This window comes from Streptomyces noursei ATCC 11455 (assembly GCF_001704275.1).
GTDB lineage: Bacteria > Actinomycetota > Actinomycetes > Streptomycetales > Streptomycetaceae > Streptomyces > Streptomyces noursei.
The window spans coordinates 5,651,185-5,671,786 of sequence record NZ_CP011533.1 but is presented as its reverse complement, the minus strand read 5'-3'; the positions used below and the strand labels follow the sequence as shown (position 1 = coordinate 5,671,786).

Annotated in this window: 18 protein-coding genes; 6 read left to right on the top strand and 12 right to left on the bottom strand. The window is 71.9% G+C overall.

Annotated features, from left to right (window positions below):
* Positions 1–27: 27 nt before the first annotated feature.
* On the bottom strand, positions 28–582 hold the full coding sequence (locus SNOUR_RS24125; RefSeq protein ID WP_039635857.1) for an acyl-CoA thioesterase: 555 nt from the start codon (positions 580–582) through the stop codon (positions 28–30).
* Positions 583–866: 284 nt separating this feature from the next.
* Here SNOUR_RS24125 and SNOUR_RS24120 point away from each other — a divergent pair, with 284 nt between their 5' ends.
* Entirely contained in the window at positions 867–2,171 is a 1,305-nt protein-coding gene (locus tag SNOUR_RS24120; protein ID WP_067350754.1) for an LCP family protein, read from the top strand.
* Positions 2,172–2,253: 82 nt separating this feature from the next.
* On the opposite strand, the gene SNOUR_RS24115 is transcribed toward SNOUR_RS24120, so the two are convergent.
* A complete protein-coding gene (locus SNOUR_RS24115) occupies positions 2,254–3,426 on the bottom strand; it encodes an acyl-CoA dehydrogenase family protein (RefSeq protein ID WP_067350749.1) in 1,173 nt (390 codons plus the stop codon).
* Between the two features lie 208 nt (positions 3,427–3,634).
* Here SNOUR_RS24115 and SNOUR_RS24110 point away from each other — a divergent pair, with 208 nt between their 5' ends.
* Positions 3,635–4,975 carry a UDP-glucose dehydrogenase family protein gene (locus SNOUR_RS24110; protein WP_067350747.1) on the top strand — a complete coding sequence of 447 codons (1,341 nt, stop codon included), beginning with the start codon at positions 3,635–3,637 and terminating at the stop codon, positions 4,973–4,975.
* An 88-nt stretch (positions 4,976–5,063) separates the two neighbouring features.
* Here SNOUR_RS24110 and SNOUR_RS24105 read toward each other — a convergent pair whose 3' ends face one another.
* Genes SNOUR_RS24105 through SNOUR_RS24095 form a run of 3 tightly spaced genes read right to left on the bottom strand, consistent with a single transcriptional unit; the run spans position 5,064 to position 7,938 of the window.
* Positions 5,064–6,239 carry a dipeptidase gene (locus SNOUR_RS24105; protein ID WP_067350744.1) on the bottom strand — a complete coding sequence of 392 codons (1,176 nt, stop codon included), beginning with the start codon at positions 6,237–6,239 and terminating at the stop codon, positions 5,064–5,066.
* Positions 6,236–6,775, bottom strand: a complete 540-nt coding sequence (gene purE / locus SNOUR_RS24100) for a 5-(carboxyamino)imidazole ribonucleotide mutase (RefSeq protein WP_067350742.1) — start codon at positions 6,773–6,775, stop codon at positions 6,236–6,238. The genes SNOUR_RS24105 and purE overlap by 4 nt, the downstream gene beginning before the upstream one ends.
* The gene (locus tag SNOUR_RS24095; RefSeq protein ID WP_268253974.1) at positions 6,772–7,938 is read right to left on the bottom strand and encodes a 5-(carboxyamino)imidazole ribonucleotide synthase; all 1,167 of its coding nucleotides are present in this window, start codon (positions 7,936–7,938) and stop codon (positions 6,772–6,774) included. The genes purE and SNOUR_RS24095 overlap by 4 nt, the downstream gene beginning before the upstream one ends.
* Before the next feature lie 185 nt (positions 7,939–8,123).
* Here SNOUR_RS24095 and SNOUR_RS24090 point away from each other — a divergent pair, with 185 nt between their 5' ends.
* Both SNOUR_RS24090 and SNOUR_RS24085 read left to right on the top strand, forming a co-directional pair.
* Positions 8,124–8,588 (top strand): protease inhibitor I42 family protein, encoded by a 465-nt coding sequence (locus SNOUR_RS24090; protein WP_312633467.1) that lies wholly within the window; start codon positions 8,124–8,126, stop codon positions 8,586–8,588.
* A gap of 185 nt (positions 8,589–8,773) precedes the next feature.
* On the top strand, positions 8,774–9,283 hold the full coding sequence (locus SNOUR_RS24085; protein ID WP_039635840.1) for a GtrA family protein: 510 nt from the start codon (positions 8,774–8,776) through the stop codon (positions 9,281–9,283).
* A gap of 41 nt (positions 9,284–9,324) precedes the next feature.
* On the opposite strand, the gene SNOUR_RS24080 is transcribed toward SNOUR_RS24085, so the two are convergent.
* Both SNOUR_RS24080 and SNOUR_RS24075 read right to left on the bottom strand, forming a co-directional pair.
* On the bottom strand, positions 9,325–10,572 hold the full coding sequence (locus SNOUR_RS24080) for a sensor histidine kinase (protein WP_067350733.1): 1,248 nt from the start codon (positions 10,570–10,572) through the stop codon (positions 9,325–9,327).
* A 6-nt stretch (positions 10,573–10,578) separates the two neighbouring features.
* Entirely contained in the window at positions 10,579–11,259 is a 681-nt protein-coding gene (locus tag SNOUR_RS24075; protein ID WP_016575659.1) for a response regulator transcription factor, read from the bottom strand.
* A 505-nt stretch (positions 11,260–11,764) separates the two neighbouring features.
* Between SNOUR_RS24075 and SNOUR_RS24070 the strand changes: the two genes are divergently transcribed.
* Positions 11,765–13,294 carry a peptide MFS transporter gene (locus SNOUR_RS24070; protein ID WP_067350731.1) on the top strand — a complete coding sequence of 510 codons (1,530 nt, stop codon included), beginning with the start codon at positions 11,765–11,767 and terminating at the stop codon, positions 13,292–13,294.
* Positions 13,295–13,400: 106 nt separating this feature from the next.
* On the opposite strand, the gene SNOUR_RS24065 is transcribed toward SNOUR_RS24070, so the two are convergent.
* The 5 genes from SNOUR_RS24065 to SNOUR_RS24040 all read right to left on the bottom strand — a co-directional run bounded on the left by SNOUR_RS24065 (position 13,401) and on the right by SNOUR_RS24040 (position 19,279).
* Complete coding sequence (locus SNOUR_RS24065; RefSeq protein ID WP_079142857.1) at positions 13,401–14,843, bottom strand: hypothetical protein; 1,443 nt, start codon at positions 14,841–14,843, stop codon at positions 13,401–13,403.
* Positions 14,843–15,931 (bottom strand): hypothetical protein, encoded by a 1,089-nt coding sequence (locus SNOUR_RS24060; protein ID WP_067358693.1) that lies wholly within the window; start codon positions 15,929–15,931, stop codon positions 14,843–14,845. Before SNOUR_RS24060 ends, SNOUR_RS24065 begins: the two co-directional genes overlap by 1 nt.
* 1,335 nt (positions 15,932–17,266) lie before the next feature.
* Positions 17,267–17,980 (bottom strand): LPXTG cell wall anchor domain-containing protein, encoded by a 714-nt coding sequence (locus SNOUR_RS24050; protein WP_067350725.1) that lies wholly within the window; start codon positions 17,978–17,980, stop codon positions 17,267–17,269.
* Positions 17,981–18,217: 237 nt separating this feature from the next.
* Entirely contained in the window at positions 18,218–18,739 is a 522-nt protein-coding gene (locus tag SNOUR_RS24045) for an ATP-binding protein (RefSeq protein WP_067350723.1), read from the bottom strand.
* A gap of 171 nt (positions 18,740–18,910) precedes the next feature.
* On the bottom strand, positions 18,911–19,279 hold the full coding sequence (locus tag SNOUR_RS24040; protein ID WP_039635822.1) for an STAS domain-containing protein: 369 nt from the start codon (positions 19,277–19,279) through the stop codon (positions 18,911–18,913).
* Between the two features lie 272 nt (positions 19,280–19,551).
* On the opposite strand from SNOUR_RS24040, the gene SNOUR_RS24035 reads away from it, so the two are divergent.
* The gene (locus tag SNOUR_RS24035) at positions 19,552–20,490 is read left to right on the top strand and encodes an RNA polymerase sigma factor SigF (protein ID WP_067350720.1); all 939 of its coding nucleotides are present in this window, start codon (positions 19,552–19,554) and stop codon (positions 20,488–20,490) included.
* Positions 20,491–20,602: the final 112 nt, after the last annotated feature.

The following is a 20,602-nucleotide window of genomic DNA, read 5'->3' as shown; positions in this document are numbered from 1 at the left end:
GCCCGCCCCGGACCCGCGGGCGCCCCCTCAGGTGTCGTCGAGCCCCTCGGCGGCGCGCCGCTCCCGCAGCTCCTTGATGGCGCGGCGGCGGGCCAGCCGGTGCGTCCGGCGGATCTGGGCCTCCTGGTAGCGCCGCCTGTCGCGTTCGCTCTCGGGGACGACCGGCGGCACCGTGCGGGGCTTGCCGTGCTCGTCGACGGCGGCGAAGACGAGGTAGGCGGAGCCGACCTGCTGGGCGGGGGTGGATTCGTTCCAGCGCTCGGCCAGGACCCGGACGCCGATCTCCATGGAGGACCGGCCGGTCCAGTTGACCTGCGCCTTGACGTGGACGAGGTCGCCGACCCGGACCGGCTCCAGGAAGACCATCTCGTCCATGGACGCGGTCACCGCCGGGCCGCCGGAGTGCCGGCCCGCGACCGCCCCCGCGGCGTCGTCGACCAGTTTCATGATCACGCCGCCGTGCACCGTCCCGAGGAGGTTGGTGTCGTTGGCGGTCATGATGTGCGACAGCGTGGTGCGGGAGACGGAGGTGGGCTTGCCCGCAGGGGCGTCCTCCGGGGCGTGGGCGACGAGGTCGGTCATGCAGAACAGCGTAAGCCGGTGCCGTACGGGACCGTACGGCGCGGGCGGCGGGAGCGGGCCCGGGCGGTGTGAGACCGGTCTCGGCGCCGCGTGAGATACCTCTCCCGCCCTCCGCCGGAAACCATCCGGAATTCCTTGTTCCGATGGCGGCGCCCGGAATCGTCGGACCCTTCGCCGTATGGCCCGTTAGCGCTCCGTCGCTTTGCATCAGGTCTGCAACAGCCACGGCCCGATCCGGTACCCGCCCTATGGAGCTGCCCCCCGCGGCGTGCACACTTCCCCGTATGAATGAGTGGCCCCAAGGACGGTCCGGCGACCAGAGCGGCAACCGGTACGGACGCGGCAGCGGCAGCAACGAGCCGGAAGGTGCGCGCGCCATGCCGCACGTACGGCGCGACGCGGGCCCCGGCTACGGACGGAACGAGCCCCCGCTGCCGTCGTCGCTCTCCCCGCGCCGCGGCGGGAGCGTGCCGCCGCAGCAGTCCCAGGGCTACGACGACCACTACGACAGTGGCTACAACACCGGGCAGGTCTACGGCGGGGGCGGCGGCCGGGGCCGAAGCGGCGGCGGCGACGGGTACGGCGGCGACGGCTACGCCCGGCCGCGCCCGCGCTGGGGCCGCCGCATCAAGTGGACGCTGATCACCGTGGTCGTGGTGGCGCTGGTCGCCTCGGTCGGCACCTACTTCTGGGCGGACGGCAAGCTGCGCCGCGAGGTCGACCTGAGCAAGGTCATCGACCGCCCCGCGACCGGCGACGGCACCAACTACCTCATCGTCGGCACGGACAGCCGCGAGGGCATGACCGACGAGATGAAGCAGAAGCTGCACACCGGCGGGCCCACCGACGGCGGGCGCACCGACTCGATGCTGATCCTGCACGACGGCAGCAACGGCCCCACGCTGATATCCCTGCCGCGCGACTCCAACGTCGAGATCCCCTCGTACGTCGGCTCGACCTCCGGCAAGCAGTTCCCGGCACGCGGGCGGCACACCAAGCTGAACGCGACCTACGCCGAGGACGGTCCGGCCCTGCTGGTGCGCACCGTCGAGTACAACACCCACCTGCACATCGACCACTACGTCGAGATCGGGTTCGCCGGCTTCGCCAACATCGTCGACGCGCTCGGCGGCGTGGAGATGGACATCCCCCAGGCGTTCAAGGACAAGGACTCCGGCGCCGACTTCAAGGCCGGCACCCAGACCCTCACCGGCGCGCAGGCGCTGGCGTTCGTCCGGACCCGGCACGCCTTCGCCTCCCAGGACCTCCAGCGCACCAAGAACCAGCAGAAGTTCCTGGCCGCCGTCGCCAAGCAGGCCGCCACGCCGGGCACCCTGCTCAACCCCTTCAAGTTCTATCCGACGCTCGGCGCCGGCCTGGACACGCTGAAGGTGGACAAGGACATGAGCCTGTGGGACCTGGGCCAGATGTTCTTCGCGATGAAGGGCGTCACCGGCGGCGACGGCAAGTCGATGAACATGCCGATCTCCGGCAGCGTCGGCGGCAACCTCGTCTGGGACCAGGCCAAGCTCAAGCAGCTCGTCCAGCAGCTCAACAACGACGAGCCGGTCACCGTCTCCGGCAACTGACCGGACCGACGCCCTATGAGGAGGGGCCCCGACCGCGGTGCGGTCGGGGCCCCTCCTCATAGGGCGCGTGGGAGGCTCCGCCTTACGGCAGGTTCCTCGCCATGACGATCCGCTGCACCTGGTTCGTGCCTTCATAAATCTGCGTGATCTTGGCGTCCCGCATCATCCGCTCCAGCGGGTAGTCGCGGGTGTAGCCGTAGCCGCCGAGCAGCTGGACGGCGTCGGTGGTGATCTCCATGGCCGCGTCCGAGGCGTAGCACTTGGCCGCGGCGCCGAAGAAGGTCAGGTCCTCGCCCTTGCCGCCGGCCGAGACACGCTCGGAGCGGGCCGCCGCGGCGTAGGTGAGCTGGCGGGCCGCCTCCAGCTTCATCGCCATGTCGGCGAGCATGAACTGGACGCCCTGGAAGTCGCCGATCGGCTTGCCGAACTGCTTGCGCTCCTGGACGTAGCCCTTGGCGTAGTCCAGCGCGCCCTGGGCGATGCCGAGCGCCTGGGCCGCGATGGTGATGCGGGTGTGGTCCAGGGTCTTCATTGCGGTGGCGAAGCCGGTGCCCTCCGCGCCGATCATGCGGTCGGCGGGGATGCGGACGTTGTCGAGGTAGACCTCGCGGGTCGGGGAGCCCTTGATGCCGAGCTTCTTCTCCGGGGCGCCGAAGGAGACGCCCTCGTCGCCCTTCTCGACGACGAACGCCGATATGCCCTTGGAGCGCTTCTCGGGGTCGGTGACGGCCATGACCGTGTAGTACTCCGACACCCCGGCGTTGGTGATCCACCGCTTCACGCCGTTGAGGACGTAGTGGTCGCCGTCGCGGACCGCCTTGGTCTTCATCCCCGCCGCGTCGGAACCGGCGTCCGGCTCGCTGAGGCAGTACGAGAACATCGCGTCGCCCTTGGCGAGCGGCGCCAGGTACTTCTTCTTCAGCTCCTCGTCGCCGGAGAGGATCACCGGGAGCGAGCCGAGCTTGTTGACCGCCGGGATCAGGGACGACGAGGCGCAGACCCGGGCGACCTCCTCGATGACGATCACGGTCGCCAGCGCGTCGGCGCCGGCGCCGCCGTAGGACTCCGGCACGTGGACGGCGTGCAGGTCGTTGGCGACCAGCGCGTCCAGCGCCTCCTGCGGGAAGCGGGCCTCCTCGTCCACCGCGGCGGCGAACGGCGCGATCTTCGCCTCGGCGAGCGAGCGCACCGACTCGCGGAGCATGTCGTGCTCCTCGGACGGCCGGTACAGATCGAAATCAGCGGTTCCCGCCAAGGTCTCTCACTCCCCAGAGGTGCCGGTAGTGCTAACTACCGTTAAGTAACCCTTACTGAGAAGGGATTCTAGGGCGATCCCGGAGCCTCGGGTAGGTGAGGTTGCCGACAGTCCCCCCATGGGGCGGACCGCGGTCGGGGAGGGTGCGTTCCACGCGCGGATATGCTCGGTCAGCACCGCAATCCGCCAGACGTCTGGAGCCCCGCACATGGCCCTCAAGATCACCGTGATCGGCACCGGCTACCTCGGTGCCACCCACGCCGCCGCCATGGCGGAGCTGGGTTTCGAGGTGCTGGGCCTGGACGTGCAGCCGGAGAAGATCGAAATGCTCCGCCGGGGCGAGGTCCCGATGTACGAGCCGGGCCTGGAGGAGCTGCTGCGCCGCCATGTCGCCGGCATCGAGGGCTCCACCGGCCGACTGCGCTTCACCACCTCCTACGAGGAGGTCGGGGCCTTCGGCGACGTCCACTTCGTCTGCGTGAACACTCCGCAGAAGCACGGCGAGTACGCCTGCGACATGTCCTACGTCGAGGCCGCCTTCGACGCGCTGGCACCGCACCTGACCCGGCCCGCGCTGGTGGTCGGCAAGTCGACGGTGCCGGTGGGCAGCGCGGCCCGGCTCGCGCGGCGGCTGACGGCCGCCGCCCCCGCCGGCGCCGACGCCGAGCTGGCCTGGAACCCGGAGTTCCTGCGCGAGGGCCTCGCCGTCCAGGACACCCTCCACCCGGACCGGATCGTGGTCGGCGTGGCCGGCGAACGGGCCGAGGCGCTGCTCCGCGAGGTGTACGCCACCCCGATCGCCGAGGGCTCCCCGTTCGTCGTGATGGACTACCCCACCGCCGAGCTGGTCAAGACCTCCGCCAACTCCTTCCTCGCCACCAAGATCTCGTTCATCAACGCCATGGCCGAGGTGTGCGAGGCCGCCGACGGCGACGTGGTGAAGCTGGCCGAGGCGATCGGCCACGACGAGCGGATCGGCAAGAAGTTCCTGCGGGCCGGCATCGGCTTCGGCGGCGGCTGCCTGCCCAAGGACATCCGGGCCTTCATGGCCCGCGCCGGCGAACTCGGCGCCGACCAGGCGCTGACGTTCCTGCGCGAGGTCGACTCGATCAACATGCGGCGCCGCGGCCACATGGTCGAGCTGGCCCGGAACGCGGTCGGCGGCAGCTTCCTCGGCAAGCGGGTCGCCGTCCTCGGCGCGACCTTCAAGCCGGACTCCGACGACGTCCGCGACTCGCCCGCCCTCAACGTCGCCGGCCAGATCCACCTCCAGGGCGGCCAGGTCACCGTCTACGACCCCAAGGGCATGGTGAACGCCCAGCGCCTCTTCCCGACCCTGGGGTACGCGGAGAGCGCTCTGGAGGCGGTGCGCGGCGCGCATGTCGTCCTGCACCTGACGGAGTGGCGCGAGTTCCGCGAGCTGGACCCGGCGGTACTGGCCGAGGTCGCCACCGAACGCCGCGTCCTCGACGGCCGCAACGCCCTCGACCCGGCCCTGTGGCGCAAGGCCGGCTGGACGTACCGGGCGCTGGGCCGCCCGAACGCGTAACCGCCGCGGCCGGCCCCCACCGGCCCGCTTCCCACCCACGACGACGGGAGGGGACGGGCCGGAGGGGCGACCGAGAACGCGGAAGGCCCTAGCCGAGCGTCATGTTCGACGGTCCCCGGCGGCCCTGCTCGTCCCGGGCGACGTCCTCCGCCCCGCGGAGCACCCGTACCGCGTTCTGCCACGTCAGCTTCGCCAGGTCGGCCGCCGACCATCTGCGGTCCAGGAGTTCGGCCAGGAGATTCGGGTAGCTCGCGACGTCGGCCAGGTCGGAGGGGGTGAAGGCGGTGCCGTCGTAGTCCCCGCCGATGCCGATGTGGTCGATGCCGGCGACCTCGCGCATGTGGTCGAGGTGGTCGGCGACGGTGGCCGCGGTGGCCATCGGCCGCGGGTTGGCGGCCTCGAAGGCGCGCTGGACGGCCATGCCCCGCTCGGTGGTGTCGAGGTGGTGCAGGCCGTGGGCGCGCATGTTCTCGTCGGCGCGCAGCGTCCATGCGACCGCGGCGGGCAGCACGAACTTCGGGACGAAGGTGGCCATCGCGACGCCGCCGTTGGCGGGCAGTTGGGCCAGCACGTCGTCGGGGATGTTGCGCGGGTGGTCGCAGACCGCGCGGGCCGAGGAGTGCGAGAAGAGCACCGGCGCGGTGCTGACCCGGAGGGCGTCGCGCATGGTGTCGGGCGAGACGTGCGAGAGGTCGACGAGCATCCCGCAGCGGTTCATCTCGCGGACGACCTCTTCGCCGAAGGCCGACAGGCCGTGGTGGCGCGGTGCGTCGGTCGCCGAGTCCGCCCAGTCGTTGTTGTCGTTGTGGGTGAGCGTCATGTAGCGGACGCCCAGGGCGTGGAAGGCCCGGAGGGTGGCCAGCGAGTTGTTGATCGAGTGACCGCCCTCGGCCCCCATGAGGGAGGCGATGCGGCCCTCGGCGCGGGCCGCCTCCATGTCGTCGGCGGTGGCCGCCGGGCGCAGATCGGCTGCGTAGCGCGCGGTCAGCTGACGTACTGCGTCGATCTGTTCCAGGGTGGCGCTGACGGCGTGGTCGCCGGTGTAGTCGGAGCGTACGTACACCGACCAGAACTGTGCGCCGACGCCGCCGGCCCGCAGCCGGGGGATGTCGGTGTGCAGGTGGGCGCTCTGGTCGGTGGCGACGTCGCGCCGGTCGAGGTCGTAGCGGACCTGTTCGCGCAGCGCCCAGGGGAGGTCGTTGTGGCCGTCGACGACCGGCCAGCGGGCGAGCAGCTCCAGCGCGGCCTCCCGCGCGGTGGTCACTTGCCGCTCCCGAAGCCGAAGCCGGCGGACCCGGCGACCTTGTTGCGCAGCCGCTTGCCCTTCTCGGTGGCCTGGTCGTTGAGGTCCTGCTGGAACTCCCGCATGCGGGCGAGGAGTTCGGAGTCGTGGGCGGCGAGCATCCTGGCGGCGAGCAGTCCGGCGTTGCGGGCGCCGCCGACCGAGACCGTGGCGACCGGCACGCCGGCCGGCATCTGCACGATGGAGAGCAGGGAGTCCATGCCGTCCAGGTACTTCAGCGGGACCGGGACGCCGATGACCGGCAGCGGGGTGACGGAGGCCAGCATGCCGGGCAGGTGGGCGGCTCCCCCGGCGCCGGCGATGATCGCCTTCAGGCCGCGGCCGGCCGCCTGCTCGCCGTAGGCGATCATCTCGTGCGGCATGCGGTGGGCCGAGACCACGTCGACCTCATAGCCGATCTCGAACTCGTCCAGGGCCTGGGCGGCGGCCTCCATGACGGGCCAGTCGGAGTCGGAGCCCATGACGATGCCGACGAGGGGGGTCGCGGGAGAGCTCATTCGGTGATCGTTCCTCGCAGGTAGCCGGCGGCGTGTGCGGCGCGCTCACGCACATCCGCCAGGTCGTCGCCGTAGGTGTTGACGTGCCCGACCTTGCGGCCCGGCTTCACGTCCTTTCCGTACATGTGAATCTTCAACTGCGGATCGCGGGCCATGCAATGCAGGTACGCCGCATACATGTCGGGGTAGTCACCCCCGAGGACGTTGGCCATCACCGTCCAGCGGGCGCGCGGGCGGGGGTCGCCGAGCGGGAGGTCGAGGACGGCCCGGACGTGGTTGGCGAACTGCGAGGTGATCGCGCCGTCCTGGGTCCAGTGGCCGGAGTTGTGCGGACGCATGGCCAGCTCGTTGACGAGGACCGCGGGCGCGCCGTCGGCGTCCCGGACCTCGAACAGCTCGACCGCGAGGTGGCCGACGACGCCGAGCTCGTCGGCGATCCGCAGGGCGAGCTGCTGGGCGTGGGTGGAGAGCTCGTCGGAGAGGTCGGGGGCCGGCGCGATCACGGTGTCGCAGACGCCGTCGACCTGGACGGACTCCACGATCGGGTAGGCGACGGCCTGGCCGTGCGGGGAGCGGACCACGTTGGCGGCCAGCTCGCGGACGAAGGGGACCTTCTCCTCCGCCAGGACGGGCACGCCGGCGAGGAACGGCTCGGCCGCCTCCTTGGAGGATCGCACGAGCCAGACGCCCTTGCCGTCATAGCCCCCACGGACGGTCTTGAGGATCACGGGGAACCCGTCCGACCCGTCACCCCGGCCCTCGCTCGCGAAGCGCTCCACGTCGGCCGGGTCGGAGACGATGCGGTGCCGTGGGCAGGGCACGCCGATGGCGTCCAGCTTCGCCCGCATCACCCCCTTGTCCTGGGCGTGCACCAGCGCGTCGGGGCCGGGCCGGACGGGAATGCCCTCGGCCTCCAACGCCCGCAAGTGCTCGGTGGGAACGTGCTCGTGATCGAAGGTGATCACATCGCAGCCACGGGCGAACGCGCGCAGGGTGTCCAGATCGCGGTAGTCGCCGATGACGACATCGCTGACCACCTGAGCCGCCGAGTCCTGCGGGGTGTCACTGAGGAGCTTGAACTTGATGCCGAGGGGGATACCCGCCTCGTGGGTCATACGGGCGAGCTGACCGCCACCGACCATGCCGACTACCGGGAACGTCACGCCCCCAGGGTAGCCGCCCGGTAGTCGTGCACCCGACCCCGGCTTGGAGGATCATCCGAGAGCTGGCGTTCGAGGGTGATCGGAAGAGTCCACAACCGCGGTGAGGTACCGGACCGGGCCGAGGGCCCCTCCCGGCAGTGGCCGGGGAGGCGCCCGGCCCCGGCCCGGCGATAGGGGGAGGCCGCATGGAGAGCGGCGACATAACGAGGAACTCCCGGGCGCTGGTGACCGTGATGGCCGTCCTCGCCCTGCTGATCGCCCTGTACTCGGTGATCGACCAACTGACCGGGCCCGAGGAGTACGGCCCCGGCGACACCGAGATCGTGGTGTCCGCCGGCGACCGCTTCACCATCGACGTGCCCGACGACCCCGGCGACGGCCGCCATTGGATCGTCGCCGCCCCGCGACCGGATCCGGCCGTTCTGCGGACCACCGGATGGGAGTCCCCGGGTGCCCTCGGTGCGCCGGAGAACGCCGCCCCCGCCGCCGGCGGGCGCCTGACCCCCACCCCCGGCACCCGCGCACTGGGCTTCGAGGCCGTCCGCCCGGGCCGTACCGACCTGCGGCTGCTGCACTGCCTGCGGTGCGCGACGGGGGCGGCGGACGAGCCGGGCGCCGGCGTCCTCAATTTCCGGATCACGGTCGGCTGACGGGCGGTCGCGGCCCGCTCCGTGGCCGCGACATGGCCATGACGTGGCCGCGACATGGCCGCTTCCGTGCGCGGTGGTGCGGGATGGACCGCCCGTACACCGCCGTTCAACCGGCGTGGTTAGCATGAGGGCCTACCGGGTCGCCGGCCCGCCTACCGCCCACAACGGGGAGCTGAACGATCACCATGAGTGAACCGAGCGCGCTGCGGTCGCGACTGGAGGCGCTCACCCGGGAAATAGTGAAGTTCGGTGCCGTCGGCGGCGCCGGCGTCGTGGTGAACTTCGCGGTCTTCAACCTCGTCCGGCACCTGACCGAGCTCCCCGTCGTCCGGGCGAGCATCGTGGCGACGGTGGTCGCCACCGGCACCAACTACGTCGGCTACCGCTACTTCGCCTACCGGGACCGCGACAAGCACGGCCGGACCCGTGAGCTGACGCTGTTCCTGCTCTTCAGCGTGGTCGGCCTGGTCATCGAGAACGGCATCCTCTACGCGGCGACCTACGGGTTCGGCTGGGACAGCCCGCTCCAGAGCAACGTCTTCAAGTTCCTGGGCATCGGGATCGCCACGCTCTTCCGCTTCTGGTCGTACCGCACCTGGGTCTTCCGGGCACTGCCCGCCCGGGAGGCGGTGGAGACCGCCGAGTCGTTCCTGACGGACGACTCCCCACTGCCGAGCGGCGCCTCCCGGAAGTAGGCCCCGCCGTCGCGACAGGTCGTCGCGGCAGGGCTCCGGGCTCACTCCTCGGTGGGCTCGCCCTCCCGGGCCAGGAAGAGCGCGAAGACCGGCGGGTGCTGCTGGAGGAGTTCCAGCCGACCGCCGTCCGCCTCGGCCAGATCGCGGGCGACGGCGAGCCCCAGACCGGTGGAGTTGCGGCCGGAGACGGTCCGTTCGAAGACCCGCGAGCCGAGGTCCGTCGGAACACCGGGGCCGGCGTCGGTGACCTCGACGACCGCCTGATTGCCGGTGACGCGGGTGCGCAGCGCGACCGTGCCGTCGCCGTGCATCAGGGAGTTCTCGATCAGGGTGGCCAGCACCTGGGCGACCGCCCCCGGGGTGCCGACGGCCCGCAGGCCCTTCTTGCCGGAGCGGACGATGGCCCGTCCGGCGCTGCGGTAGGCCGGGCGCCACTCCTCGATCTGCTGCTTGACGACCTCGTCCAGGTCGAAGGCGACCGCCGAGCCGGTGCGCGGGTCCCGGGAGTTGGTCAGCAGTCGCTGCACCACGTCGGTCAGCCGCTCCACCTGGGCCAGCGCGATGGTGGCCTCTTCCTTCACGGTGTCCGGGTCGTCGGTGAGGGTGATCTCCTCCAGCCGCATGGACAGCGCGGTCAGCGGGGTGCGCAACTGGTGGGAGGCGTCGGCGGCCAGCCGCCGCTCGGCGGTGAGCATCCGGGCGATCCGCTCGGCGCTGGCGTCCAGCACGTCGGCGACCCGGTCGAGCTCCTGGACGCCGTAGCGGCGGTGGCGGGGCCGGGGATCGCCGGAGCCGAGCCGTTCGGCGGTCTCGGCGAGGTCGGTGAGGGGGGCGGTGAGCCGGCGGGCCTGCCGGATGGCGAGCACCACGGCGGCCAGGATGGCCAGCAGCGCGACGGCCAGGATCACCAGCAGGGTCCGGCCGATCTCCGCGCTGACCGTGGAGCGGGACTCCTCGACCCGGACCCGCTCGCCGCGGTCGCCGTGCACCTCGGACTCGATCACGTCGCCGGCCGGCCGCTGCCCGATCTCGATCTTCGGCTTGCCGGGCACCTTGATCTCGGCGTAGCGGTGCGCGGTGATCTGCTCCGAGAGGATCTCCGGGGTGATCTTCTCGCCGCTGCCCAGCCGGCTCTCCACTATCCCGACCAGTCGGACCGCCTCGGACGCCACGCTCTCCTGCGCGCCGGACTGGATCGTGCGGGTCTCGACGATCACCAGGGAGACGCCGAAGACGGCGATGACGACGAGCACCACGGCGAGCGTGGAGTTGATCAGTCGGCGGCGCACGGGCCCCTAGCTCTTTTCGAAGCGGAAGCCGACGCCGCGGACGGTGGCGATGTACCGGGGGTTGGCGGCGTCGTCACCGAGCTTCTTGCGCAGCCAGGAGATGTGCATGTCCAGCGTCTTGGTGGAGGACCACCAGGTGGTGTCCCAGACCTCGCGCATCAGCTGGTCGCGGGTGACGACCCGGCCGGCGTCCCGCACCAGGACCCGCAGCAGGTCGAACTCCTTCGCGGTGAGCTGGAGTTCCTCGTCGCCCATCCAGGCGCGGTGCGACTCGACGTCGATCCGCACGCCGTGGGTGGCCGGCGGCTGCTGCGGCTCGGCGGTGGAGCCGCGGCGGAGCAGGGCCCGGACCCGGGCGAGCAGCTCGGCGAGCCGGAAGGGCTTGGTGACGTAGTCGTCGGCGCCGGCGTCCAGGCCGACGACGGTGTCCACCTCGTCGGCACGGGCGGTCAGCACCAGGATGGGGAAGGAGTGGCCTTCGTTGCGCAGGCGACGGCAGACCTCCAGACCGTCCATACCGGGCAGCCCCAGGTCCAGGACCACGAGGTCGATGTTGCCCTGGAGACCGGCGTCGAGCGCCGTCGGGCCGTCCTCACGCACCTCGACGTCGTAACCCTCGCGGCGCAGGGCGCGGGCGAGCGGCTCCGAGATGGACGCGTCATCCTCGGCGAGCAGTACACGGGTCATGGGCCGATGGTAGTCCGATGTACCGACGGCGAGGGGCGGACCAGCACGGATGGGCGACAGTGGGTCCGTTCCGCGCCCGCTCACGCGCCTGAGCCGGGGGCGCGCGGGCGTGGGCGTGGTCGCACGGACGGCTTCAAACGGTTCCCTGCACGAGTGTGAGCGTTCTCTCACCACTCCCCCGGGGCCGTCAAGCGGACGTATGGTGTCCGGAACGTCCAGCGCACAACCACCGGGACGATGGCGCAGAACTCGAAGCCATCGGTCCTTGTTGTGTGTGGGGCTGGTATCCCCAGCCCCTGACACAGTGAAAGACCTGTCGACCGGGTCCGCCGGCCGCGCTATCGCGGCACGGGGGCGTGGATCCCGGTGTTCGGCCTCCCGTCGACCCTCCTCGTGTGGGACGAACCTCCCGGACGTGGGGGGCGGGCGGGCGGCGCCGGTGCCGGTCATCCCCACACGGGCGCGCACCGACTCTCGGACGCGTCCCGAGAAGCAAGGAACCACCATGGCGTCCAGCCTGACGAAGGATGCTGCCCAGCAGGGAACCCCTGCCAACGGCGGCAAGACCTTCTTCGGCCACCCCCGCGGCCTGGCCCCTCTCTTCATGACCGAGATGTGGGAGCGCTTCAGCTATTACGGCATGCGCTCCCTGCTCGTGATCTACCTGATCTCCGGCGGTCCGGACGCCGAAACGGGCGCCCAGGGCGGCGGTCTGGCCATGAAGGCGGCCACCGCCTCGGCCATCTACTCCATCTACGTGGCGATGGTCTATCTGCTGGCCATGCCCGGCGGCTGGATCGGCGACCGTATCTGGGGACCGCGCAAGACCGTCGCCATCGCGGCGGGTGTCATCATGACCGGCCACCTGGTGCTGGCCGTGCCGGGGCAGGCCGGGTTCTTCGCGGGTCTGGCGCTGGTCGCCGTGGGCTCGGGCCTTCTGAAGGCCAACATCTCGACGATGGTCGGCCACCTCTACGACGGTCCCCAGGACCCGCGCCGGGACGGCGGCTTCACCCTCTTCTACATGGGCATCAACATCGGTGCCTTCGCGGCGCCGCTGGTGATCGGCACCGTCGGCCAGAGCGTCAACTGGCACCTGGGCTTCGCGCTGGCCGCGGTCGGCATGGCCCTGGGTCTGGTGTCGTTCCTGGTCGGTACCCGCCACCTCAGCCCGCAGTCCAGCGTCGTGCCGACCCCGCTGCAGGCCGAGGAGCGCGCCATGTGGCTGCGCAAGGGCCTGATCTGGGTCGCCGCCGCCGCGGTCTTCTACGGCGTGGTCGGCTTCACCGGCCACTTCACCCTGGACTGGGCGCTGATCCCGCTCGCGCTGCTCGGCCTGATCATCCCGATCACGGTGCTGGGACGCATCAAGCGCGACAAGGAACTGACCGACACCGAGCAGACCAAGGTCAGCGGCTACATCTGGTTCTTCGTGGCCGCCGCGGTGTTCTGGATGATCTTCGACCAGGCGGGCTCGACGATGTCCGTCTTCGCGGAGAAGAAGACGAACGGCCAGGTCTTCGGGATGGACTTCCCGTCGTCGTGGTTCCAGTCCGTGAACCCGCTGTGGGTCATGGCGCTCGCCCCGGTCATCGCCTGGGTGTGGATGTGGCTGGCGCGCCGCGATCGCGAGCCGAGCACCACGGTGAAGTTCTCCATGGCGATGTTCTTCATCGGCGCCTCGTTCGCCGTCTTCATCATCCCGATGCTGATGGCCTCGGACGGCACGAAGGTCAGCCCGATGTGGCTGCTGTCCATCTACATGATCCAGACCATCGGCGAGCTGTGCCTGTCCCCGGTCGGCCTGTCGGTGACCACCAAGATGGCGCCGCAGAAGTACGCCAGCCAGATGCTGGGCGTGTGGTTCCTCGCCGTCACCGCGGGCGACTGCATCACCAGCCTGCTCTCCACCGCCGGCGCGGACCTGAGCGGTCCCCCGGTGCTGGCCGCCGAGGCCGGGCTGGCGGTGCTGGCCGGTGTCGCGGTGTGGCTGAGCCGCAAGAAGATCGTCGCGCTCATGGGCGACGTCCGCTGATCGGTCCCCGACAGGGGAGTCAGGGCCCGGCACGCTGGTTGCGTGCCGGGCCCTTCCGTATGCCGGGCCCTCGGTGTGCCGGGCCGTCGTGCCCCGGGCCGCGGGGTCAGCGGCGCGATCGCCGCGGGGTGAGGGTGAGTGCCGCGGCGCCGAGCAGGACGACGGTGCCGGCGAGCACGCCGAGGGCGGTCAGCGTGCCGTGGTCCGCCGCGCCGGTCTGGGCGAGGCCGCCGGCGCTGCCGCTGCCGCCGGACCCGCTGGCCGATCCGGCCGTGCCGCCCCCGGAGGAGGAGCCGCCGGCCGAGCCGCCCGAGGTGCCGCCGGGCTGGGCGGCGGTGTCCAGGGCGAGCGAGACCCCGGGGTCCTTCTCGGGGGTGCAGGTCGTGGTCGTCCCCAGGGCGTCGACGGTGAGGACGCCCGGGGTGAGCGTGGCCCTACCGGTGGCACCGGGCTTGTAGGTGCCCTTGAGGTCGGGGATCTCGATGGGCTGGCCGGCCTTGATGGGCCCGGCGTTGGTGGGGCCCTCGACCTTGACGGAGCCCTTGTCGGCGCCGCCCACCTTCACGTCCATCGACGGTTTGACCGAGCCCTTGGGGATGTCCGCCGGGCTGTCCATGACGGACTTGGCGAAGTGCACCGTCAGGTCGTAGCCGCCGCCCTTCTTCACACCGTCGATCTGGACCGGCGAGGTCGCCTTCTTGTCGCCGATGGGCGTCTTGCAGGCGTAGGGGACCTGCACCTCCTTGCCCTTGTACGCGGTGCCGTCGGGGTCGCCGCCGGTGCCGCCGGAGGAGCCGCCCGCGGTACCGCCGGTGCCGCCGGAGGTGCCCGCGCTGCTGCCGCCGGTGGTCGCGCCGCCGGAGCCGGTGCCCCCCGAACCGGTGCCCCCGGCGGTCGTCCCGCCGCTGTCCGAACCGCCGCTGCTGGTCCCGCCGCTGCCCGTGGTGCCGCCGGAGGAGCCGCCGCCGGCGGTGACCTTGATGGTGGCCGCCGCCTTCACCGCCTCCTTGGGCGCGCACTTGGTGTCGGTGGAGATCGGCTTGCTGACGTTGATGTTGTAGGCACCGGGCGTCAGCGTGACCTCTCCGGGCGCGGTGAGTTTCAGCGTGCCCTTCATGGCGGACAGCTTCATCGGGCTGTTCTTCGGGATCGGCGGGTTCTGCCGCGGTCCCTGCATCGCCAGATCGGCGGTCTGCGCCCCGGCGACCTTCAGCGTGCCGGTCGGCTGGACGGTGTCCTTGTCCAGGTCGAGGATGCCGGGGTTCTGGGAGGCCGCCTGGACGGTCGTCCAGACCACCTCGACCGCGTCGCCGACCTTGGCGGTCGCGGGGGCGCTGATCTCGACCTTGGTGGTGCCCTCGACGGGCGGCAGCCCCGAGATCGGCGGCGGCTGACACTCGGTCAGGTACGCCACCTCGGCGGCCTGGGCGGTCCCGGCGGTGGTGACCACCCCCGCCCCCGCGAGCATCAACGCGGCCGCCGCGGCGGTGACCGCTCTCCTGCGCTGCCCGGTCGGCCTCGTGGGCCGGGTCAACCTCATCAACGTCATCACGCGGAACCTTTCGACGGGGGTCGTTCGGTTGCTGTGGTGGACGGTGCGGTGTCCGGGGTGAACCACGGCAGTGCGGCGGTGCCGTCCGGCGCAGCGCCGGTGCCGGGTTCCCTGTCGTGCCGGTCCTTCTGCCGGCCCTTCGGCCGGTCGTCGTGCCGGTCGCCGTGCCGGCCGTCATTCCGGTCGCCGTGCTGGTCCCCGCCGGTGCGCCCGGGGCGGGCGGCGGCTCCCGGGCGGGGCGGGCGGACGCGGTCGACGACCGCCATCCCGATCCGGAACACCACCGTCGGGACGACCACGCACAGCAGCACCCAGAAGAGCGTCACGCCCCACGGCCGGCCGACCTCCCACGGCTGCTCGACCAGCAGTCTGCCGCCGTACTTGAGGGAGACCAGGTAGTCCCCGTGCGCCCCGGCGGCGAGCTCGACCGGGAGCCTGACCTCGGTCCGCCGCCCGGCGGGGACGGTCCCGCGCCACTGCTGGTCCTCCCACTTCGGCGCGAAGACGCCGTGCGAGGTGCCGACCTGGAAGATCGGGTCCTTGGTCGGCGTCGACCCCAAGTTGCCCACGGTGACGGCCAGTTCGCGCTGCGGCGGGGCACCGAACCAGGTGAGGAGTCCGCCGCTGCCGATCAGCCGGGGCTGTGCCAGGACGGCCAGCCGGCCGGCGCTGACGTCCTGCGGCAGCGGCGCGACCGGGTGCCCGGCCACCTTGAACGCGGCATCCGCGGCGGCCGCCGGGCCGGTCACGGTCGCCACGTGCACCACACAGGGGCAGGGCTTGGGCGGTTCGGCGACCGGCAGCGGCCTGCTGAACGCGCCCCGGTCGTCCGTGGTGACGGCCCGCCCGTCACCGTTGGCGCAGGAGTTGGTGCCGCCGATCATGTTCTGTCCGCAGATCAGCAGCGTCAGCAGGGTGTGCGGGCGCCAGCCCCGCCCGGTGACGGTGATGCTGCCGCCGGCACCCGCCTCCTTCCGGGAGACCGCCGCCGAGGGCGGGTCGCCGGCCGGCGCGGCGTGCGCCGCCGCCGCGGGCAGGACGGACGGCAGGACCGGGAGCAGGGCCAGGGCGAGGGCGGCGAGCAGGGCGGACGGGCGGTGCCGGCGCCCGGCCCGGCGGCCCGACCCGACGCGCGCACCGTTCCCGCCCGTCCCGTCCCGCGCCCCGTGCCCGCCGCCCGCGCCCTGCTCGCCCGTCTCGCCGTTCTCACCGTTCTCGCGGCTCTCACCGTTCACCCGCGCACCCCTGATCCCGTCCTCGCGACCGTCGTGGTGTCCGTCGCCCCGCCCGTCGCCGTCCCGCGCGCCGCCGTTCCGCCTGCCGTCGCCGCCTTCGCCCGGCTCGCCGTCGCTCCGTTCGCCTTCGGTGCGTCCGCTGCCGGTGCGTCCACTGCCGACGCATCCGCTGACGACGCGTTCCCCTGCGCCCCCTGCGCCCCCTTCGTTCCGTTCGTTCCGTTCGTCGTCGCGCTCGTCCGCCGTGTGCCGTCGGTCGGCCGCGGCCCGGGCCGGCGCGTCACCGCCCGTGCGTCCCCCGCGGCCGGCGCGTCTGCGGCGCCGCACCACCGCCCAGCCGCCCCCGCCCGCCGCCAGGAGGAGCGACAGCGCGCCGCCCGCGCCCCAGGGGGCGGCGGTGTACCGGGCGGTGGCGGTGTCCCGCGCGCCGCCCGCGGCGGTCGCGGTGAGCCGGACGTCCACCGCGTCCAGGGCCGGCGGATCGGACCAGGTCTCGGTCCGGTCGGCGCGGGCGCCGGGCGGCAGGACGTCCGGCAGGGTGCGGGCGGGCCGGCGCAGCAGCGGGCCGAAGAGGCCGTCGGCACGGACCTCCAGCCGCGGCCGGAGCGCGGTGTTCCCGCGGTTGACCAGGGTGTAGTGGATCAGCGCCGCGCTCCCCCGGCGGGTCACCGACACCTGCTCGACGGTGAGCGCGGACAGCGTGGGGCCGGTCACCCGCAGCCGTATCGGTATCCGGGTCCGCGCGCCGGGCGTCGTACCGGTGACGGTGAGTCCACCGGGACGGCCACCGGGGGCGGCGGTGTCCGGCACGGTCACGGTGAACGGCACGCTGGCCTGCGTCCGCGGCGGAACCGTCACCTCCGGGGTGCCGAAGGCGAGCCATCCGTCGACGCCGCCGTCGCCGGCCAGGCGCACGGTGAGCGGCCGGCCGGTCGGGTTGCGGACGGCCAGCCGGTCGGTGAGGGCGGTGCCCGGCGGGCCCTCCAGGTAGAAGGCCGTCCGGGCGGCCCCGGTCGGTGCGGCGGACCAGCCCGGCGCGGCGGCGGTCGGCGGCCCGGCCCGTGCCGCGGTGGGCGGCCGGGCCTCGGCCGCCGCGGGGCACAGCAGGACCGCGGCGACCGCGAGGGCCGCGCCGGTGGCCGCGGTGCGGGGACGGAACGGCATCGGCGGCTCCCGTCGGCCGTCTCAGACGCGTTGCTGACGGCGGGTCAGCCAGAGCACTCCGGCCGCGCCGGCCAGCAGGACGGTGCCGCCGAGGGTGCCCAGCGCGAGGGCGGAGTCCGCCGGTCCGGTCTGCGGCAGTTGGCCGCCGCCGGTCGAACCGCCCGCCGCCGCGGAGCCCCCGCTGCCGCCCGAACCACCGCCGCCCTTGACGTCCAGGGTCAGCGAGGGCTTGGGGTGGTTGCTCGGGGTGCAGGTGGTGGTGGTGCCCAGCGCCTTGATGGTGAGCGTGGAGGCGGTGAAGGTGACCTTCCCGCCGGCCTTCGGGGTGTACGTACCGCTCAGGTCGCTGATCTTGATCGGGGTGTTCGCGGGAATCGCCTGGTCGTTGGGCGGTCCGCTGACCTGCACGGTGCCGCTCTCCGCGCCGCCCAGCTGGATCAGCGCACTGGGCTTCATCGCGCCCTTGCCCAGTTCGACGGGGCTGGAGGAGACGCCCTTCTGGAACGACATCACGAGCTTGTACGCGCCCCCACTGGGCGTTCCCTTGATGTCGATGGGCGAGACCGCGCCCTTGTTGCCGATCGGCGTCTTGCACTGGTAGTTCACGTCGACGACCTCGGCGTGCGCGGCGGGCGCGGTGAACAGCACCGCGGATCCGGCCGCCGTCGCCGCGGCCACGGCCAGCCCGGCCGCCCGCCGCGGCCGCCTGCCGTGCTGTGCGTGGAAGCGGGCCACCTTGATTTCCCCTTCTTCGGGTTCGGCGCGCCGCCGGATATTACTGACGGCACATCAGATCGGGCGCTCAAGGTACGCCCGGGAGGTTGTCGAGGGAAGGCACCGCACAGCCCCGATACGAGGCATCGGCCGTATCCCGTCCGGCAGGGGCCCGGCCCCCGCCCCGAACGGCCCCGGAAACGACATGGCGCGGGCCCATGGGCCCGCGCTCTCGATCTCTCCCCGTTCGCCGCCCCTTCAGGAGGGGGCGGCCAGCTCCGCCCAGACGGTCTTGCCCGCACCGTCGGCGTTGCGCACCACGCCCCAGTCCAGGCACAGCCGCTGCACGATGAACATGCCGTGGCCGCCGGGACGCCCCGGGCGGTGCGGGCTGCGCGGCGCCGGCGAGCCCGCACCCAGGTCGCTGACCTCCAGACGGAGGACCTTGGCCGCGCAGCGCAGCCGCAGCTCCTCCGGGCCCTCGGCGTGCAGGCAGGCGTTGGTCACCAGCTCGGAGACGACGAGCAGGACGTCCTCGGCCGCGGCCCGCTGATCGGCGGTCGCGGCCGGCAGCCAGCCCCAGTCGTGCAGCGCCTCCCGGGCGAAGTCGCGGGCCCGCGCCACGGCGCCCCGGGTGTCCGCCAGGCGCAGCCTGCGGATCTGCCCCGCCGGGACGGCGGACGAGGCGCCGGCGGTGGGGGCACCACCCATGCCACTCAGGCTATGGGGGCCCGGCTCCGGGCCGAGATCGCCCGGCGGGTACGGCCGGGTGGTGCTCATCAGCGCTTCACCTCACCGATTCGCCTGTTCACGGACAACAGATAACTGACTGATTCAACGGATTCAGATGTCTCCTGCCCGACCGGACCGTGAGAACACCCACTTCTTGGGTACGGAAGTTGTGATGCCGACTACGCGCCCGGAACGCATCCTTCCGGACGTCGCGGCCGGTCAGTCGGCCAGGGCCGCGTCGAGTGAGTCGTGCACCGTGAAAACCGCCTCCGCGCCGGTGATCTCGAACACCCGGGCCACCACCGGCTGCATGCCGGCCAGGTGGACACCGCCCCCCGCGGCCTCCGCTTTCAGTCGGGCGCCGAGCAGCACGTTCAGACCGGTGGAGTCCATGAATTCAAGGGGTGAGCAATCCACCACCAGGCGTGCGTATCCGTCGTCGACACAGCCTTCCAGCGATTCCCGCAGCAGATCCGCGGTGTGGTGATCCAACTCACCCGCGACGGTCACGACCGCGCTGGCGCCGTGATGGCGGATCTCGACATGAAGCCGACCCCGGCTTGCACTGCCGACCGTCCCGCGGTCCATGCGAGCGCACCCCTCTTGCTGCCTAGACGACTGTTTTCGTGACGACCTTGCTTACGACTGCGCTCGTCGAACCCTACGCCTTCCTGACGCCCGTCGGTAGTCGCAGAAAGTGCATAGCGTTGAATTCTGGACATCGCGCACTTGCCTTCTTCCGGCGAAGCCAGGTAGGCGTAGAAGGACACATTCGAAACGGCCGGCTTTGGAGGCGCCGCACACCGCAGCTTCACGCAGAGGCTTCGGCAGCCATATGCCGAGAACGATGGAGGAGACACATGTCACCCCGGCTCGACGAATTGCGTATCGAGGACGAGCAGATCCCCGCATCGTCGACACCCCGGTCCGATGTGACCGGTCACATTCCTTCCCAGTCGCATGCCGCGGCCACCGAGCCGGTGGGCGTGCCCGACATCGACGGCCTGCCCGAGATCCCACCGTTCGACGAAGTGGGTCCGGTGGACGCGAGGGCCCTGTCGAAAACCCTCTTCGAGCGCCTGGAATCGCTGGAAGAAGGCACCCACGAATACGCGTACGTCCGCAACACCCTGGTCGAGCTGAACCTCGCCCTGGTGAAGTTCGCGGCCTCCCGGTTCCGCTCCCGCAGCGAGCCCATGGAGGACATCGTCCAGGTCGGCACCATCGGTCTGATCAAGGCGATCGACCGTTTCGAGCTGAGCCGCGGCGTGGAATTCCCGACGTTCGCGATGCCGACCATCGTCGGCGAGATCAAGCGTTTCTTCCGCGACACCAGCTGGTCGGTGCGGGTTCCCCGGCGCCTTCAGGAACTCCGCCTGGACCTGGCCAAAGCGGGCGACGAACTGGCGCAGAAGCTGGACCGGGCACCCACGGTCGGCGAACTCGCCGAACGCCTCGGCATCACCAAGGACGAGGTCGTCGAAGGGATGGCCGCGAGCAACGCCTACACCGCGAGCTCGCTGGACGCCCAGCCCGAGGAGGACGACAGCGAGGGCGCGCTGGCCGACCGGATCGGCTACGAGGACAACGGCCTCGAAGGCATCGAATACGTCGAGTCGCTGAAGCCGCTGATCGCCGAACTGCCCTCGCGGGACCGGAAGATCCTCTCGCTGAGATTCGTCGCCAATATGACGCAGTCCGAGATCGGCGAGGAGTTGGGCATTTCCCAGATGCACGTCTCCCGGCTGCTCTCCCGCACCCTCGTACGGCTCCGCAAGGGCCTGATGATCGAGGAATAGCCGCCGCGGTCGGCGCCGGCCCCCGCGGTCGGCGGGCGCCCGTGCACACGAGGGCCCGCCCCGGAATCGTCCGGGACGGGCCCTCTGTGCGTCTGCCGGCGGGTGCGCCCGC